This is a genomic window from Arthrobacter sp. StoSoilB13 (assembly GCF_019977255.1).
In the GTDB taxonomy this organism is placed as follows: Bacteria; Actinomycetota; Actinomycetes; order Actinomycetales; family Micrococcaceae; genus Arthrobacter.
The window spans coordinates 129,037-145,185 of the sequence record NZ_AP024647.1; the positions used below are offsets into that span (position 1 = coordinate 129,037).

The 16,149-nt window shown below is 62.3% G+C and carries 7 protein-coding genes and 4 pseudogenes; 5 read left to right on the forward strand and 6 right to left on the reverse strand.

Translation table 11 applies throughout. The annotated features are described in order from the left end of the window. Positions 1–75: 75 nt before the first annotated feature. Entirely contained in the window at positions 76–3,585 is a 3,510-nt protein-coding gene (locus LDP01_RS00575; RefSeq protein ID WP_224089586.1) for a S41 family peptidase, read from the forward strand. 131 nt (positions 3,586–3,716) lie between these two features. Here LDP01_RS00575 and LDP01_RS00580 read toward each other — a convergent pair. The 5 genes and pseudogenes from LDP01_RS00580 to LDP01_RS00600 form a co-directional block, all read right to left on the reverse strand. After that, positions 3,717–4,147: pseudogene (locus LDP01_RS00580) on the reverse strand (OsmC family protein). A 186-nt stretch (positions 4,148–4,333) separates the two neighbouring features. Continuing rightward, positions 4,334–4,687: a hypothetical protein gene (locus tag LDP01_RS00585; RefSeq protein ID WP_224089587.1), complete on the reverse strand. Its 354-nt coding sequence runs from the start codon at positions 4,685–4,687 to the stop codon at positions 4,334–4,336. Positions 4,688–4,864: 177 nt separating this feature from the next. After that, positions 4,865–6,677: pseudogene (gene sucB, locus LDP01_RS00590) on the reverse strand (2-oxoglutarate dehydrogenase, E2 component, dihydrolipoamide succinyltransferase). A 114-nt stretch (positions 6,678–6,791) separates the two neighbouring features. Continuing rightward, positions 6,792–8,174, reverse strand: coding sequence for a dihydrolipoyl dehydrogenase (lpdA, locus tag LDP01_RS00595; RefSeq protein ID WP_224089588.1), 1,383 nt, complete (start codon positions 8,172–8,174; stop codon positions 6,792–6,794). A 299-nt stretch (positions 8,175–8,473) separates the two neighbouring features. Further along, positions 8,474–9,998 (reverse strand): annotated as a pseudogene (locus tag LDP01_RS00600) (leucyl aminopeptidase). Between the two features lie 334 nt (positions 9,999–10,332). Here LDP01_RS00600 and LDP01_RS00605 point away from each other — a divergent pair. The 4 genes and pseudogenes from LDP01_RS00605 to LDP01_RS00620 all read left to right on the forward strand — a co-directional run bounded on the left by LDP01_RS00605 (position 10,333) and on the right by LDP01_RS00620 (position 15,621). After that, a complete protein-coding gene (locus tag LDP01_RS00605) occupies positions 10,333–11,271 on the forward strand; it encodes a proteasome assembly chaperone family protein (protein WP_224089589.1) in 939 nt (312 codons plus the stop codon). A gap of 35 nt (positions 11,272–11,306) precedes the next feature. Further along, the gene (locus tag LDP01_RS00610; RefSeq protein WP_224089590.1) at positions 11,307–12,668 is read left to right on the forward strand and encodes an MFS transporter; all 1,362 of its coding nucleotides are present in this window, start codon (positions 11,307–11,309) and stop codon (positions 12,666–12,668) included. A gap of 118 nt (positions 12,669–12,786) precedes the next feature. Then, complete coding sequence (locus tag LDP01_RS00615) at positions 12,787–14,055, forward strand: DUF4192 domain-containing protein (RefSeq protein WP_224089591.1); 1,269 nt, start codon at positions 12,787–12,789, stop codon at positions 14,053–14,055. A 244-nt stretch (positions 14,056–14,299) separates the two neighbouring features. Continuing rightward, positions 14,300–15,621, forward strand: a pseudogene (locus LDP01_RS00620) (RNA polymerase sigma factor). A 208-nt stretch (positions 15,622–15,829) separates the two neighbouring features. On the opposite strand, the gene LDP01_RS00625 reads toward LDP01_RS00620, so the two are convergent. Further along, entirely contained in the window at positions 15,830–16,051 is a 222-nt protein-coding gene (locus tag LDP01_RS00625; RefSeq protein WP_021473125.1) for a DUF7455 domain-containing protein, read from the reverse strand. Positions 16,052–16,149 lie beyond the last annotated feature (98 nt).

Consider the following 16,149-nt stretch of genomic DNA (forward strand, 5'->3'; position numbering starts at 1 on the left):
GCATGAGTCAGAAACGGCGTGCGAAGCGCGGGGCGGGTGCCTCTTGCCACGGCGCCTCTTGACTATGATCGAACAATGACCTCCTCCAGCTACCTCCGTTTCCCGCATGTGCATGGCGAACTGGTCACGTTCGTGGCCGAAGACGACATCTGGATCGCCCCCGTCTCAGGTGGCCGCGCCTGGCGTGTCTCGTCCCAGCAAATGCCGGCAAGGAACCCCCGCTTCACTCCTGATGGCAAGCGGCTGGTGTGGACTGCTGTTGTTGGTACCTCACCGGAGGTTGTCACCGCGGACGTCGACGGTGGTGGGTACAAGCAGCTGAGCTACTTTGGACACGCCACAACCCGGGTCAAGGGTTTCACGCCTGCGGGGAACGTCCTGGTGACCAGCGCGTTCCAGCAGTCCGAGAGCCGGCACACGTACGCCTATAGCCTCCCCCTGGAGGGAGGTGCCGCCGTCGAACTTCCCTTCGGACCGGTGGAGGGCGTTGCCTTTGGACCCGAAATCGGTGACGAGAAGCCCGTCGTCCTGGCGAGCGTCCTTTCCCGGGAGCCGGCCTGGTGGAAGCGTTACCGGGGTGGCACTGGCGGCAAGTTGTGGATCGACTCAGACGGCAACGGTGAGTTCGAGCGCTTGATTCCCGACATTGAGGGCAACCTGACGGACCCGTTGTGGATCCAGGGGCGCATCGCCTTCCTTTCAGACCACGAAGGCTACGGAAACCTTTACTCCGTTCTTCCTGACGGGTCAGGACTGCGCCGCCACACGGACCATGAGGACTTCTATGTCCGGCACGCCAGCACGGACGGACAGCGGATAATCTTCGAATCCGCCGGTGAACTCTGGATTCTGCCCTCGCTTGATGCCGATGCTGAAGCGGTGAAGCTGGAGATCACACTCGGCTCCGCATCACCGGCGCGGCGTCCCGCCCCGCTGAAAGCATCCGCGCATTTGGGCGATGTATTTCCGAACGTTGCAGGAACAGCCAGCGCCGTGGAGTCACACGGCACCATCCACTGGCTCCGGCATAAGGACGGGCCATCGCGGGTGGTCGAAGCGACGCCGGGCGTCCGGGCCCGCCTTCCGCGTCCTTTGACGGATGGCCGGATCGCCTATGTGGCCGACCATGGGGGAGTGGAGGCTCTGTACGTCAAGCGCATCGCCGCACGCTTGTCCGGAGTTGTGGAAGTGCCGAAGGCCACCGAACCCGCTGTTGTTTCCGGTGAAGCCGACGGACTCCCCAAGCCGGTCTCTGCATCCAACGTCGTGGGGGAAAGTTCCCCGGCAAACCAGCCAGCCACCCAATCCGTTGAAACGGGCAAGGCGGCCGGACCCTCCGACGAAGCCGCCCACGCAGATCCCTCACCCGACACTGTGGGGGGAACGGCGGTAGCTGGCGCACCGGGCGGAGATGATCAAGCCGGCGATCTCCGGCTGGACTTCCCCGCACCTACAAGGACGAGCGCACTGGAGGCCAGCCCCGATGGCCGTTGGCTGGCCATCGGCACGGCTTTCGGCGACGTTTTCGTAGCCGACACCGCTTCCGGGGCATTGACTCGTTTGGTCAGTATTGGCGAAGGAAGCGTCGATCAATTCTCGTGGTCCGCTGATTCGCAGTGGCTTGCCTGGTCTGAGCCTGTGACGTCCTTCGGTTCCCGCAGCAAACTTCGCCTGGCAAGGCCCTCGGCATCCGACGCCGGAATCATCGATGCCACCGACGGGCGCTTCTGCGATGAATCACCCCGGTTCACCCCCGACGGGAAGTTCCTGGCGTTCCTGTCCAACAGGAGCTTCGACCCCGTCTATGACGGCCATTCGTTCGACCTTTCCTTCCCGAGCCCGATCAAGCTGTACCTGCTGGCACTGGCCGCTGATACACCGTCTCCTTTCGGGCCGTCCGTGGACACCCTTGAGGACGCGCAGGCTACAACAGCAAAGCACGACGGCGACGACGCGCCAGTTGTGCGGGTCGACGCGGAAGGCCTTGCACACCGGGTCATTACGGTTCCAGTGCCACAGGGAAACTACTCCGGGCTCGCTGCCGCCGACGGAGCGCTGCTGTGGCTTGATACTGAGCTATCCGGTGTCACCGGCGAAGGAAAGGGCACCCTGCAGGATAAGAAGACAGCCCCGTCGCTGGTGCGTTTTGACCTTGCCAAGCGCAAGGAGACCACCCTCGTCCCTGCTGTGGACAGTTACCGCTTGTCGGGTGATCGCAAGAGGGTTGTCTACGTCCTTGATAAGCAAATCATGTCAGTTCCCTCAGACAGCAAGGTGGACGAGGAATCCGGGGAACTGGTCAAAGTGGACCTGAACAGGATCCGCGTGATCCTGGATCCCGTGGCTGCCTGGGGCCAGGCCTTTGATGAAGCATGGCGCCTGCAGCGGGACTTTTTCTGGGCTCCGGACATGGCTGGCCAGGATTGGGATTCCGTCTACAAACGCTACCGTCCGATCGTGGACCGCCTAGGGTCCCACGACGACCTCGTGGACCTGTTGTGGGAGATCCACGGCGAACTGGGAACCTCGCATGCTTATGTGCGGCCCGCCGCTGTGGCTGAACCTGGCCGCAATGGTCAAGGCAGGCTGGGCGCTGAGTTGCAGCTCGGCAGCAAAGGCTGGGAGATAACCCGGATCCTGGCTGGAGAGTCTTCCGATCCCCTCGCAACCTCGCCCTTGACGCGTCCCGGCGCGGATGCGAAGGTGGGCGACGTCCTCCTGGCGATTGACGGCGTCGAGCTTTCCGCGGCGCTGACGCCTGCCATGCAATTGGTGGGGGCAGCAGGGCGAACTGTTGAATTGACACTCTTGAATGGGCCAGGGCATGGCGGAGCTGCGGGTGCCCAGCGCCGCGTTGCCGTTGTCCCCATCCCGGACGAGGAGCGGTTGCGCTACCAGGACTGGGTCCGGGCCAACCGGCGCACGGTGCGTGAGGCATCCGGCGACAAGTTCGGCTACCTGCACATCCCGGACATGATGGCCAATGGTTGGGCACAGTTGCATCGTGACCTCGACACCGAAACGGCCTTGGACGGGTTGATCGTAGACGTACGGCGTAACCGTGGGGGCCACACCTCGCAACTCGTGGCTGAGCTCATTGGCCGGAAGGTCACTGGGTGGAGTATGCCGCGTGGCGAGAAGCCACGGACTTATCCCCACCATGCTCCGCGGGGTCCAGTGATTATCCTGGCAGACGAATTTGCCGGATCAGATGGCGACATCATCACCCAAGTGTCCAAACTGAGGGGCATCGGTCCCGTGATTGGGGTACGGACATGGGGTGGCGTGGTGGGCATTGACAACCGTTTTGCGCTGGCCGACGGCACCGGGGTGACGCAGCCCCGCTACGCTACGTGGTTTGGCGGTGGGATCGGCTGGGATGTTGAAAACCGCGGTGTGGAGCCGGACATCGAGGTGATCTTCCCGCCGCACGCCTATGCCGCAGGCAGCGATCCGCAACTCGAGTATGGCATTGGCGCCCTTAAGGAGATGATCCAGGAGCTGCCTACTGACCGCCCGCCGCTGCGTGAAGGCTATCGTCAGGTGCGGCCCGCGCCGTTGCCCGCCCGTCCGCAGGAGGGCTAGCAGCGCGCCGCTACATCCGGTTGGCTTTGCACCAGGCCGGCAACAGCAAAGGCCTCGCAGCCTTCCCTGAAGGGAGGCCGCGGGGCCTTTGCTTGTAATGGGGTCTCTGTGCCGTGAAGCGAAGCCCGAGGCTATGCTTCGAGCGTTGCGTCCAGCGTGATGTCGATGCTGGCCAGCGCACCGGAAACCGGGCAACCGGTCTTTGCCGCTTCGGAGATACGGCGGAAATCCTCTTCGGAAATGCCGGGGATCCTGGCGGTCATCGTCAGGTGGCTGCCGGTGATACCGGTGCCGGGGACGAAGGTCACGTCGGCCTTGGTCTGGATTTCCTCAGGGGTAAAGCCCGCCTGTGCGAGCTCGTTGCTGAAGGCCATGGAGAAGCACGCGGAGTGCGCTGCAGCGATCAGTTCTTCCGGGCTGGTCTTGCCGCCGGACTGCTCGGTACGTGCCTTCCAGGTGACATCGAACGTGCCCAGGGCCCTGAGCTATCCAGCGTCGTGTTTCCAGCACCCTCGATCAGGTTGCCGTTCCAAACCGTGTGTGCGGTGCGTGTTGCTGCCATGTCCACTCCTTGGGGTCGTTTGTGCGTCGGCAACCAGCCATCGCCGGGTGCCACCGGGATCAATCCTATGGATTTGCCGGCTGCGCTGCACTGTCATTCCGCTGAGAGTGGATTGTGACCCCTGGCTTGCCTTGAAGAAAGCAGCCTACCCGCCTGACAAAGGGGGGAGGCTGCTTCTGCGTAGGTTCAGTTCCAGAGCGTTGCGATGGCGATGTTCACCAGGGCCAGTCCGCCAACACCGTGAGCCAAGCCGGTGGAGACGGGTTCGCCGTTCTTGACCTTGCGGGAGCCGATCACGGCAAGAACAGCAACAGCCACGCCGATGGCGAACTTGATGCCGAGCTTGAAGTAGTTGGGATCGGCATCCGGCATCAGTGGCAGGAGGCCCATCATGGCAATGCCTGTGAGCAGCTGAAGGAATGCGCCATCCCGCTGGCGGGGGTGGACGGTAGGTGTCTTGATGGTGGCGATCCAGTAGCCCACAATCATGGCTGCGCCGACGATGTGCAGGAACACCAGGATGCTGAAGAGAATACTCATGGCCCCAGCTTATCCAGTTGGTTCTACGTCCCGTAGCAAAGCCACGCTTAGGTGGGCAAACAGAGCGACTGACACAACGGACAACGAAGCGGGGCAGGCCGCCGGGTTTCCCCGGAGCCTGCCCCGTTTGGTTGATCAGGCGCCCTCCGTACGGAGGGCGCCTGCTAACGCTTTGGCCTAGAGACCAAGATCTGCTTCGAAAGCACCTTCCTCAAGGCGGGCCCTTGAGTGTCTGGAGGAAACGGCCGGCGTCCGCGCCGTCCACCAGGCGGTGGTCGTAGGTGAGGGACAGGTACATCATGGAGCGGATGGCAATCGAGTCGTCGCCGTTTTCGTCGGCCACCACTACTGCGCGCTTGACGATTGCGCCCGTACCCAGGATGCCTACCTGCGGCTGGTTGATGATCGGGGTGTCGAACAGTGCGCCAACAGAACCGATGTTGGTGATGCTGAACGTACCGCCGGACAGCTCATCCGGGCCGATCTTGCCGTCGCGGGTGCGTCCTGCGACGTCGGCGATCTTACCGGCGAGGCCTGCGAGGTTGAGGTTGCCGGCGTCGGAGATGACCGGAACCAGCAGGCCCTTGTCGGTGTCTACCGCAATGGCCAGGTGTTCGGCGTTGTGGTAGGTGATTTCCTGCTTGGACTCGTCGTAGGCAGCGTTCAGCTTGGGGTGCTGCTTCAGTGCTTCAGCCACAGCCTTGGCGATGAACGGCAGGAACGTCAGCTTCACGCCGTTCTGGGCCTGGAACGAGTTCTTGGCTTTGAGGCGGAGCTTGGCGATCTTGGTCATGTCGACCTCGTGCACCTGGGTCAGCTGGGTGGAGACTTCCAGCGACTCGCGCATGCGGCGTGCGATGACCTGACGGATACGCGGAGCCTTTTCGGTGGTGCCTCGCAGGGAGGAAGCAACAACGGGTGCAGCGGACTTGGCGGCGGGAGCTGCGGCAGGAGCCGGGGCCGGCGCTGCTGCGGCGGCCTGCTTGGCTTCGGCAGCGGCCAGGACATCCTGCTTGCGGATGCGGCCACCGACGCCGGTGCCGGACACGGATGCGATGTCCACGCCCTGCTGGTTTGCCAGCTTGCGCACCAGGGGAGTGACGTAACCGGACTCGGAGGACGAGCCTGCTTCTGCCGGTGCAGCAGCAGGTGCGGGTGCGGCGGCGGGAGCGGGTGCGGCAGCTGGTGCCGGCGCAGCAGCCGGAGCGGGTGCAGCAGCCGGAGCGGGTGCAGCGGCAGGTGCCGGTGCGGCGGCAGGTGCGGGTGCAGCGGCAGGTGCCGGTGCGGCGGCAGGTGCGGCCGGAGCTTCAGCGGCAGGAGCGGCGGGAGCCGGAGCCGCAGCGGGGGCTGCCGCGCCGGAACCGATAACTGCCAGAACCGATCCCACTTCGGCGGTTTCGTCTTCGTTGACGCGGATCTCCTGCAGGGTGCCTGCAACCGGGGAAGGAATCTCGGTATCGACCTTGTCAGTGGAAACCTCAAGAAGCGGCTCATCGACCTCCACGGTGTCGCCAACAGCCTTGAGCCAGCGGGTGACGGTGCCTTCGGTAACGCTCTCGCCCAAGGCCGGGAGGGTTACTTCGTGGCCTTCGCCACCGGAGGCGGCAGGAGCTTCAGCAGTGGCTTCCTCAGCAGGGGCCTCCTCAGCAGCCGGCGCAGCCGGAGCCTCTTCGGCGGGGGCAGCCTGCTCGGCAGCAGCGGGTGCTTCCTGAGCGGCGGGTGCTTCCCCAGCAGCCGGTGCGGCGGAGCCGGAGCCGTCGCCGATGCGTACCAGTGGGGCACCAACCTCTGCAGTCTCGTCTTCAGCGACGAGGATTTCTTCGATGACGCCTGCGATCGGAGAAGGGATTTCGGTGTCTACTTTGTCGGTGGAAACCTCGAGCAACGGCTCGTCGATCTCTACCCGGTCACCAACCTGCTTGAGCCAGCGGGTGACGGTTCCTTCGGTGACACTCTCACCGAGGGCGGGCAAGTTAACGGATTCAGACATGTCGTCCCCGTTCTCCTTATTGATCTTTTGTGCGGATGAATTCTGCTGGTCCGGGCAGGGTGCATGGGGCAGATTCCGCCGCATGCACCCTATCCGTTTGTCTTGGGTAAAGACTTAGCCGTGGAGCGGCTTGCCCGCGAGGGCGAGGTGGGCTTCGCCCAGGCTTTCGTTCTGGGTGGGGTGGGCGTGAACCAGCTGGGCCACGTCCTCCGGGTAGGCTTCCCAGTTCACGATGAGCTGGGCTTCACCGATCTGCTCACCCATGCGGGAACCGATCATGTGGATGCCGACGACGGGGCCATCCTTCTGGCGGACGAGCTTGACGATGCCACCGGTACCGAGGATGGAGCTCTTGCCGTTGCCGGCCAGGTTGTATTCCTGCGTCTCCACTTGGTCGTCCCCGAACTTTTCCTTGGCGCCCTTTTCGGTGTAGCCGACCGTTGCGATTTCAGGCTCGCAGTAGGTGACCTTGGGGATGTTGATGTCTTCGACGATCGCGGGGTTCAGGCCGGCGATTTCCTCTGCAACGAAGATGCCCTGCTGGTAGCCGCGGTGTGCGAGCTGGACGCCGGGTACGATGTCGCCGACTGCATAGATGTTGCCTACGCCTGTGTGGAGGCGCTCGTTGGTAATGACAAAGCCGCGGTCGATGGTCAGACCTGCTTCTTCGTAACCAAGGTTCGCGGTGACGGGACCACGGCCGACTGCAACGAGCAGGAGTTCGGCTTCGAACGTCTGGCCGTCCACAAGGGTGACCTTGACGCCGTCGTCGTTCTGTTCCACGCCCTGGAAGAAGATGCCGGTGGTGAACTTGATGCCGCGCTTCTTGAAGGCGCGTTCGAGGTTCTTGACGATCGAGGCGTCCTCGTTGGGAACCAGGGACGGCAGGCCTTCGATGATGGTGACGTCCACGCCGAAGGACTTCCAAACGGAAGCGAATTCGACGCCGATTACTCCGCCGCCCAGGACGATCGCACTCTTGGGGATGTAGTCCATGGTGAGGGCCTGGTCAGACGTAATGACCCTGCCGCCGATTTCCAGGCCCGGGAGGGAGCGCGAGTACGAACCGGTTGCCAGGACAATGTTCTTGCCCGTGTACGCGGTGCCGTTCACGACGATGGTGTTGTTGCCCTGGAGCTTGCCTTCACCCTCGATGACGGTGATGCCCTTGGACTTGATGAGTCCCTGGAGGCCCTTGAACTTGCCGGCAATAATGCCGTCCTTGTACGCGTTCACGGCCGACATGTCGATGCCGTCGAGCGTGACGTTCACGCCATACTTGGCGGAATCGCGTGCGTGATCGGCCAGTTCAGCCGAGTGCAGGAGTGCCTTGGTGGGGATACAGCCGTTGTGCAGGCAGGTTCCGCCGAGTTTTGCCTTTTCCACAAGGCCAACGGTGAACCCAAGCTGTACGGCCCGCAAAGCCGTGGCGTAGCCGCCGCTGCCGCCACCGAGTACCAGGATGTCGAATTCTTGCGCAGTTGCCTGATCGGCCACTAAAACGCTCCCTCGCGTGAATGATGACACGGGACTGCGTGTCATCGGGTCTTTGGAACTTGTTCTGCCGTGATTATGCCAGCACCTAAGTTCTCTTGCATTTGTGACTATCGAGTTCACCTTAGCGAACCACCTACCCATGCTCCACCCTCCACGGGCGTTTGTGGAGCGCTTGTGTCCAGACTCACGTTCACTTGTGACACAGCGCTACACACCGCATAATTCCGGGGTTGTGCGGGTAGCGCGGACCCATCCGCCCTACCCGCACTGTCCGTCTTAACCGCAGTGGAGTGGGTTGCTTACGCGGAGGCTGCCAACAGATCCTCTGCGTAGGCCACCAAGGTACGGACTGTGCATCCGGTTCCTTGTTTCGGGGTGTACCCGTAGGGGCTGCCGTTGTTGAACGATGGGCCGGCAATATCGACGTGGGCCCAGGGGATCTGCTGGCCGTCGCCGTTCTTACCCACGAATTCACGCAGGAAGACGGCGGCCCGTCATCATTCCGCCGTTACGTTCGCCGATGTTGGCAAGGTCCGCGACCTGGGAGTCCAGGCTGGGGCGCAGTTCCTCGGGCAGCGGCATCGGCCAGACAAGCTCGCCTGCCCTGTCAGCGGCGGACTTCAACGCTGATGTCACGGAATCGGAACCCATCACTCCTGCCGTGCGCAATCCGAGCGCGATGAGCTGGGCACCTGTGAGTGTTGCGACGTCGATGATTGCGTCCGGCATTTCCAGGCTCGCGGCCACCAGGCCATCGGCCATGACCAAGCGGCCCTCGGCATCGGTGTTCAGGACTTCGACTGTCTTTCCGCCATAAACGGTGAGGACATCGGCGGGCCGCTGGGCGGCGCCGGAGGGCATGTTCTCCGCAATGCAGAGCCACGCGGTCGCCTTGATGGGCAGGCCGAGCGAGGCGATCGCAAGGACCGTATTAAGAACGACGGCGGCGCCGGCCATATCGCTCTTCATGTCACCCATGCCGAGGGCGGGCTTGATGGAGATACCGCCGGTGTCGAAGGTAATGCCCTTGCCAACGAGCGCGATCTTCCGGGTGGCCTTCGCCGGAGCGTATTCGACCTTGACCAGGCGTGGCTGGCGGGTTGAACCCTTTCCAACGCCGAGGATGCCGCCGAAGCCTTCCTTTTCCAGGCGCTTTTCGTCCCAGACGGTCACCTTTACGGGAAGACCCTTTGCGAGTTCCTTGGCAGATTCGGCGAACGACTCGGGGTACAGATGGCTGGGCGGCTGGTTCACGAGCGTACGCGTTGCGTTGACGGCCCTGCCCAGTACTGATGCCCGGTCAAGTGCAGGTTGGGCAGTTTTGGCGTCAACGCCGGTGAAGATCAGAACCTTGGCAACCGGGTCCTTGAGCCCGTCCTTGCTGGAACGGTGTTCGGTGTAGGAATAGGCGCCCATGGCGGCACCTTCGGCGACTGCTGCGACGTCCGTGACGGACGCCGTCGGGAACGCCAAGGTAGCTGAGGGGACTCCGGCAAGTTGCCTGACCGCGGACCCTGCCGCCCGGCGCAGCGCTTCTTCCGGGATAGTGCCGTCCTCGGACAATTTGCCCACACCTGCCAGGACCAGGATCCCCGAGCCCGTTTCCGGCAGACCCGGAAGGCGGTGCGATTGGTCGGGGGCACCCGAAACTCCAAGGAGTTTCAGTGATCCCTGCACGGATTCGGCGGCCTTGGCACTCAGCGGGTTCTCCAGCAGCACTGGCCCGTCCGAGCCCTGGGCAACTCCGATCACAAGTGCGTCGCTGGGTGACTTTTTCAGGTCCTTGGCGATGACGCCGAGGATGATGTCAGTAGTCTTGACCACGAGGATGTTTCCTCACTTCTCTCTGCATTGCATGGCGGGGCCGCATGTTTGGCGGGCCTGCCCCGGTACGCGCCCGACGTCCTGTACCGACGGCGGCCTTGGTCTTCAGGTCCAGCGTCGCAAAGGACGTCGGCCCGTTTCGATCGTAGTCTCTCGCAGGCTGCTGACAGCAATTAAATGAGAGCTGCGGCACACCAAGGGCAGGAATGCCTACTGGAGGTGCAGCGTTGTACAAAGAGACACAGAGTCCCCACACCACATTCATGGAGTCAGCGACGCCATGACCAGTGGCGCATGGGGGCACCGAACTTTGCCACTGCGAAAGGAACATGCCGTGTTTGAACGGATATCCGGCTCCCTCCTGGACCCCGAGGCGCTCTACGCGAGCAACATCGAGATATTCCACAGCCCGGAACTGCGGGGGCTGAATATGGTCATGGGTTTCACGGGCTTTGCCGATGCCGGTCATGTGGTCAGGCAGATCAACGCGGAACTCCTGGACCAGCTCGACGCTGAAGTGGTAGCCATGTTCGACGCCGACCAGCTCATCGACTACCGCTCGCGGCGTCCCCACATCAGCTTCGTCGAAGACCATTTGCAGGACTATCAGGCACCCAAGCTGGCGCTCTACAAGCTCGCCGACGGGCTGGGCCAACCGTTCCTCCTGCTCGCCGGTTTCGAACCCGACTTGCAGTGGGAGCGGTTCTCCCGTGCCGTCGTCGGAATCGTGGAGAAGCTCGACGTCAACCTGGTCACGTGGATTCATTCCATTCCCATGCCCGTACCGCATACGCGGCCAGTGGGAGTCACCGTCCACGGCAACCGGCCCGAACTTATCGAAGGCATTTCGAGTTGGAAGCCAACGGTCGAAGTTCCGGCCGCCATTGGCCATATCCTCGAACTCCGGCTCACCGAGGCCGAACGCCATGTGGCTGGTTACGTCATTCACGTGCCCCACTACCTCGCCGAGGCCGAATATCCTCCAGCGGCGGTGGCGGGGCTGGAGTACCTCGGGGCGGCAACCTCCCTGATGCTTCCCACTGACCGGCTCCGGGAGGCCGGCAGGGAAGTAGGCCGCCAGATTGCGGAACAGATTGAAGCCTCGGAGGAAGTGCAGGCTGTCGTCGCCAACCTGGAGGCCCGGTACGACGAGAAATCCGAGGGCATCGTCCGGCGTTCGCTGCTCGCCGATGAGAACGACGAACTGCCCAACGCGGAGGACATCGGGGCGGCAGTGGAGGCATACCTGGCGCGTAAAGACTCGCCTCAATAAATCAGCTTTGAACCGTTGGCGGGCATAATTGAGGAGTGACTGCTCCCCGCGCCTGGCTCATCTGGACGATCGGCGTCTTTGCCTATCTGGTGGCCGTAGCACAGCGAACCTCATTTGGTGTCGCGGGTTTGGAAGCAACAGAACGCTTCCATGCCAGTGCTTCGGCCATCTCCTTTTTCACCGTATTGCAGTTGCTTGTCTACGCCGGCTTGCAAATTCCGGTAGGCGTCCTGGTGGACAGGTTTGGATCACGGGTCATGATTGCCGGCGGTGCCATCCTGATGGGACTGGGGCAATTGCAGCTCGCTTTCGCCGACAGCATCCCTGGAGGTGTTTTGGGGCGTGTCCTTGTGGGAGCCGGGGACGCTATGACATTCATCTCCGTCATCCGTCTGGTTCCCTTGTGGTTCAGTCCGGCCAGGGTCCCCGTGGTTACCCAGCTGACCGGAATGTGCGGGCAGTTGGGCCAGCTCTTCAGCGTGGTGCCTTTCGCCTTGCTTCTACACTCTGCCGGCTGGACGCCGGCATTCATGTCACTTGCGGCGATGTCCGTGCTGGCTGTCATCCTGGTCCTCGTGCTGTTGCGGGACCAGCCTCCCGGTCATCCGCCGCGGGAAACCGGGCAGGGTCTTCGGGCTACCGGAGTTTCCCTTTCCCGCGCTTGGAAGCAGCCAGGCACCCGGCTTGGCTTGTGGAGCCATTTCACCGTCCAGTTCAGTGGCAACCTCTTTGCGATGACATGGGGTTATCCGTTCCTTCTCTCCGCCCAGGGACTTGATGCGGGAACGGTCTCAGCTTTGATGGCTTTGTTCGTAGCAACCGCCATCGTCTCGGGGCCTGGATTTGGGCGGTTCGTCTCCAAACACCCAATGCGCCGCTCAGCTATGGTCCTGCTGATCACGGCGTCCACTGCGCTGGCTTGGGCGGCAGTCCTCATCCTTCCTGACCGGGCGCCGCTGTGGCTCCTCGTGATCCTGGTGGTGGTGTTGGCAGTTGGCGGCCCGGGCTCCATGATTGGCTTCGACTTCGCGCGGACCTTCAATCCTTCCCACCGTATTGGTACCGCGACAGGGATCGTCAACGTGGGTGGGTTCATCGCTGCCTTGGTGGCGATCTACCTCATTGGCCTGGTCCTGGACGTCCTGAACGCGAGCGGATTCTCAGGCGGGGATTTGTACGGCCTTGATCCCTTCCGTGTAGCCCTCAGCGTCCAGTTTGTCCTGCTGGGCATCGGGACGGTCCTCATTATGCTGACCCGCCGGAAGGTGCGCTTGCAGATGGCCGAGCAGGGCGTCCATGTGCCCCCGTTGGCTGCAACCCTGGCCCGGCAGCGCCGCGAAAGGATTGAGCGCCGGCGTGCCGCCCGTGCACAGCCGGATGAAGGAAACAAGGCATAACGGCAAGGACCAAACTACGGTACGGGGCAGCTTTGTGTTTGCCCGGATGTGGCCACCTTTATCCACATAAGCGTGATGGTCCCTGTTTTCAACCATTGGCGTTGCCCAAGCTTGAACCATGACCACCAAAGAGACGCTGAGCATCCATCAACCAGAGGACATCCTGGGTTACATCCCGCATTTGTTGGGCTATTGGCCCGAGGACAGCCTTGTGGCTATCACGATGCAGGGGAATACGCTCGGGGCCGCTCTCCGCGTCGACCTGCCGGCCCGGGCTTCGGGCCGCGTGCTTGCTGCCTTTGCGGAGCATGTACGTCGTTACCTGGCGTCGGACACCCTTGCCGACGGCGTGGTGCTTGCCCTTTACACCGACGACGGTTGGGACGACGGCATGGTTGTCCACAGAACACTCCCGCTGCTGGCTGAACTTCACGAAACACTTGACCACGCTGATTTGCCTGTCCGGGATGCGTGGTTGGTTGGTCCTGAGTATTGGCGCGGCGCATTCTGCGCCGACCAGGAGTGCTGCCCGGTGCCGGGCCTGCCGATAGAACGCATCAGGAACAGCCGGCTCAGTGCAGAGATGGTCTATCGAGGCAGCACCATCGGGGCTTCTCCGAGGAGCAGGCAAAATCCACCCGTTCCCGGACGTCCCGGTGCCCTGGACCCCGCAGTGTCGGAAGCCGAATCGGATTTTGCACAGCGCATGAGGACGTCCTGGCGAAGTGGGAAATGCCTTGATGCCGTACTGGAGGTGTGGAGCCAGGTGCTGGATGACGCCCGGATCCATCCCGACAGTGAACCGGCAGATTTGCCAACCCCGCAACTCGCGGGTTTCCTCAGGTCGACCCTCGGCGTCCCCGGATGGCGGGACGCCGTAATGATCATGGCGGCTGCTGGCATCGGTTCCGCGAAGGCCGGGGCAGCAGCGTTCGGATTATGCAGCAGGAACGATGATTCCGACCCACTTCCTTTCGACGCCGGAGAGCTGGCATTGCCGCCGACGGACACCCGGGAAGGGGCTGGCAAGGCCTATGAAGCAAAAGGGGTGCTCAGCATCTTTGCTTACGCAGACGTCCTTCTAGGTGTTGAACCAGCTGTTCCTGACTGGGGGCAGCTTGATGCCCTGCACCGCGTCCTGTCGTACTTGTGTGTCCAGGGAGAAATGGGGGACGTAGCTGCTGCTGCCTTGACCCTGCAAGGCTGGATTGCCTGGTGCAAGGGCAGTGGATCCGTCGCACACGCCTGCCTGACGCGCGCCAATTCGGCCAGCCCTGGCTACAGGCTCGCCGAATTGCTGGACGAGGTTCTCGGGCAAGGAAGCATCTGCGCTTGGGCAAGCCGTCCAGAGTCCGCATGGGGAACCTACAAAGGATCCCTTCGGTAGCCATTACGCTTCATCAAGCGTGGGATTCATAAAACCGTGAGACAATGGATGCCGAGACCCGGTTGGGTCCGCGTTTGAATGCCTGTAATGAGCCCGGAATCCGGGAACATTACGGTGTCGTTGGCAGTTGTACATAGTGACTCTGCAGACGGCGATCGCATTTGAAATTGATCGCGGACTTGACAGGGTCATAGTGGTGTTGCCCGCATGGTGATTCCACAGACCGCCGCTAGAAAGGTTTTCTGTGACCCCGTCTTCCGTCGAGAAGGAACCCGCCGCCCAGGCCGAACTGTCCGCTGAGGAAAACAAGGCGGCCACTTCGGCAAAGCGTGCGGCGACACGTGTTGCCACCAAGGCCTCAGAGGACACCTCTGACAAGCCGGCACCAAAGAAGCGTGGACCCAAGCCCGGCGCCAAGGCCGCGGCCGAAGCCGCGAACCAGTCTTCAGACCCCGAGGCCGACGCCGAAGAAGTGGTTGTCGAGGACGAAGATTTCGATCCCGCAGCAGCTGAGGAAGTTGAAGTCGGAGACGACGATGTCGAGGACGGCGCCGGAACCGGCAAGGACAAGGCAGCGCCCTCCGGATCCGGATTCGTCTACTCGGACGCCGATGACGACGACGCCCCTGTCCAGCAGGTCATGTCGGCCGGTGCCACGGCTGACCCCGTAAAGGACTACCTGAAGCAAATCGGTAAGGTCGCCCTGCTGAATGCTGAACAGGAAGTCGATCTGGCGCTTCGCATCGAAGCCGGCCTGTTTGCCGAAGAAAAGATCAACGCCGACGACGGTTCCATGGACCCGAAGCTCAAGCGTGAACTTGAATTCGTTATCCACGATGGCAAGCGGGCCAAGAACCACCTGCTCGAAGCCAACCTTCGCCTCGTTGTTTCCTTGGCCAAACGCTACACCGGCCGTGGCATGCTCTTCCTGGACCTCATCCAGGAAGGCAACCTGGGCCTCATCCGCGCCGTGGAGAAGTTCGACTACACCAAGGGCTTCAAATTCTCCACGTACGCAACGTGGTGGATCCGCCAGGCCATTACACGCGCCATGGCTGACCAGGGCCCCGCACCATCCGCATCCCGGTGCACATGGTGGAAGTCATCAACAAGCTCGCCCGTGTCCAGCGGCAGATGCTTCAGGACCTGGGCCGTGAACCTACGCCGGAAGAATTGGCGCTGGAGCTGGACATGACGCCTGAGAAGGTCGTGGAGGTCCAGAAGTACGGCCGTGAACCGATTTCGCTCCACACGCCGCTGGGAGAGGATGGCGACTCCGAGTTCGGTGACCTCATCGAGGACTCTGAAGCTGTTGTCCCGGCTGATGCCGTGAGCTTTACGCTCCTCCAGGAGCAGTTGCACTCGGTTCTGGACACCCTGTCCGAGCGTGAGGCCGGAGTCGTAGCAATGCGCTTTGGCTTGACCGATGGCCAGCCTAAGACTTTAGACGAAATCGGCAAGGTCTACGGCGTTACCCGTGAGCGCATCCGCCAGATCGAATCCAAGACCATGTCCAAGCTGCGGCACCCGTCCCGCTCGCAGGTCCTGCGGGACTACCTGGACTAAAAAGAGGTCCTGGTGGACTAAAGAGGTCCACTGACAACGGTATTGGCCCGGTCGGAGTATCCGACCGGGCCAATGCTGTTTCGGGCACTTTGTCACTAATGCGGATCAATGGCTTCAAACGAAACAGGGCCCCTCCCGGATGGGAGGAGCCCTGTTCTTGCTCGAAGTGATGTGGCTGGATAGTGTCCGGCCTTACCGCCAGTCCTGTCTAATCGACCGGGACGGGTGCCTTCTCGTTGAGGCGCTCGGTCTCGTCGTGCCAGTCGGAGGTCAGGGGCCGGAGCGTGGCCTCAACTGCGCGTGCGTGGTGGCCGCAAAACAGCAGCTCACCGCCGGAGGACTCGAGTACAACGCGGACATATGCTTGAGCCCCGCAACGATCGCATCGGTCAGCTGCGTTCAGTGTGCGGTCTGCAACTGCTGTTGTCATGTCGGCCTCCTTAGTAGTTCTGTACATCCATATAACCAGTATTCGGAGCAGAACCATGGCAAGGATGGATCACTTTCGCTGTCCGCGTATCACATGTG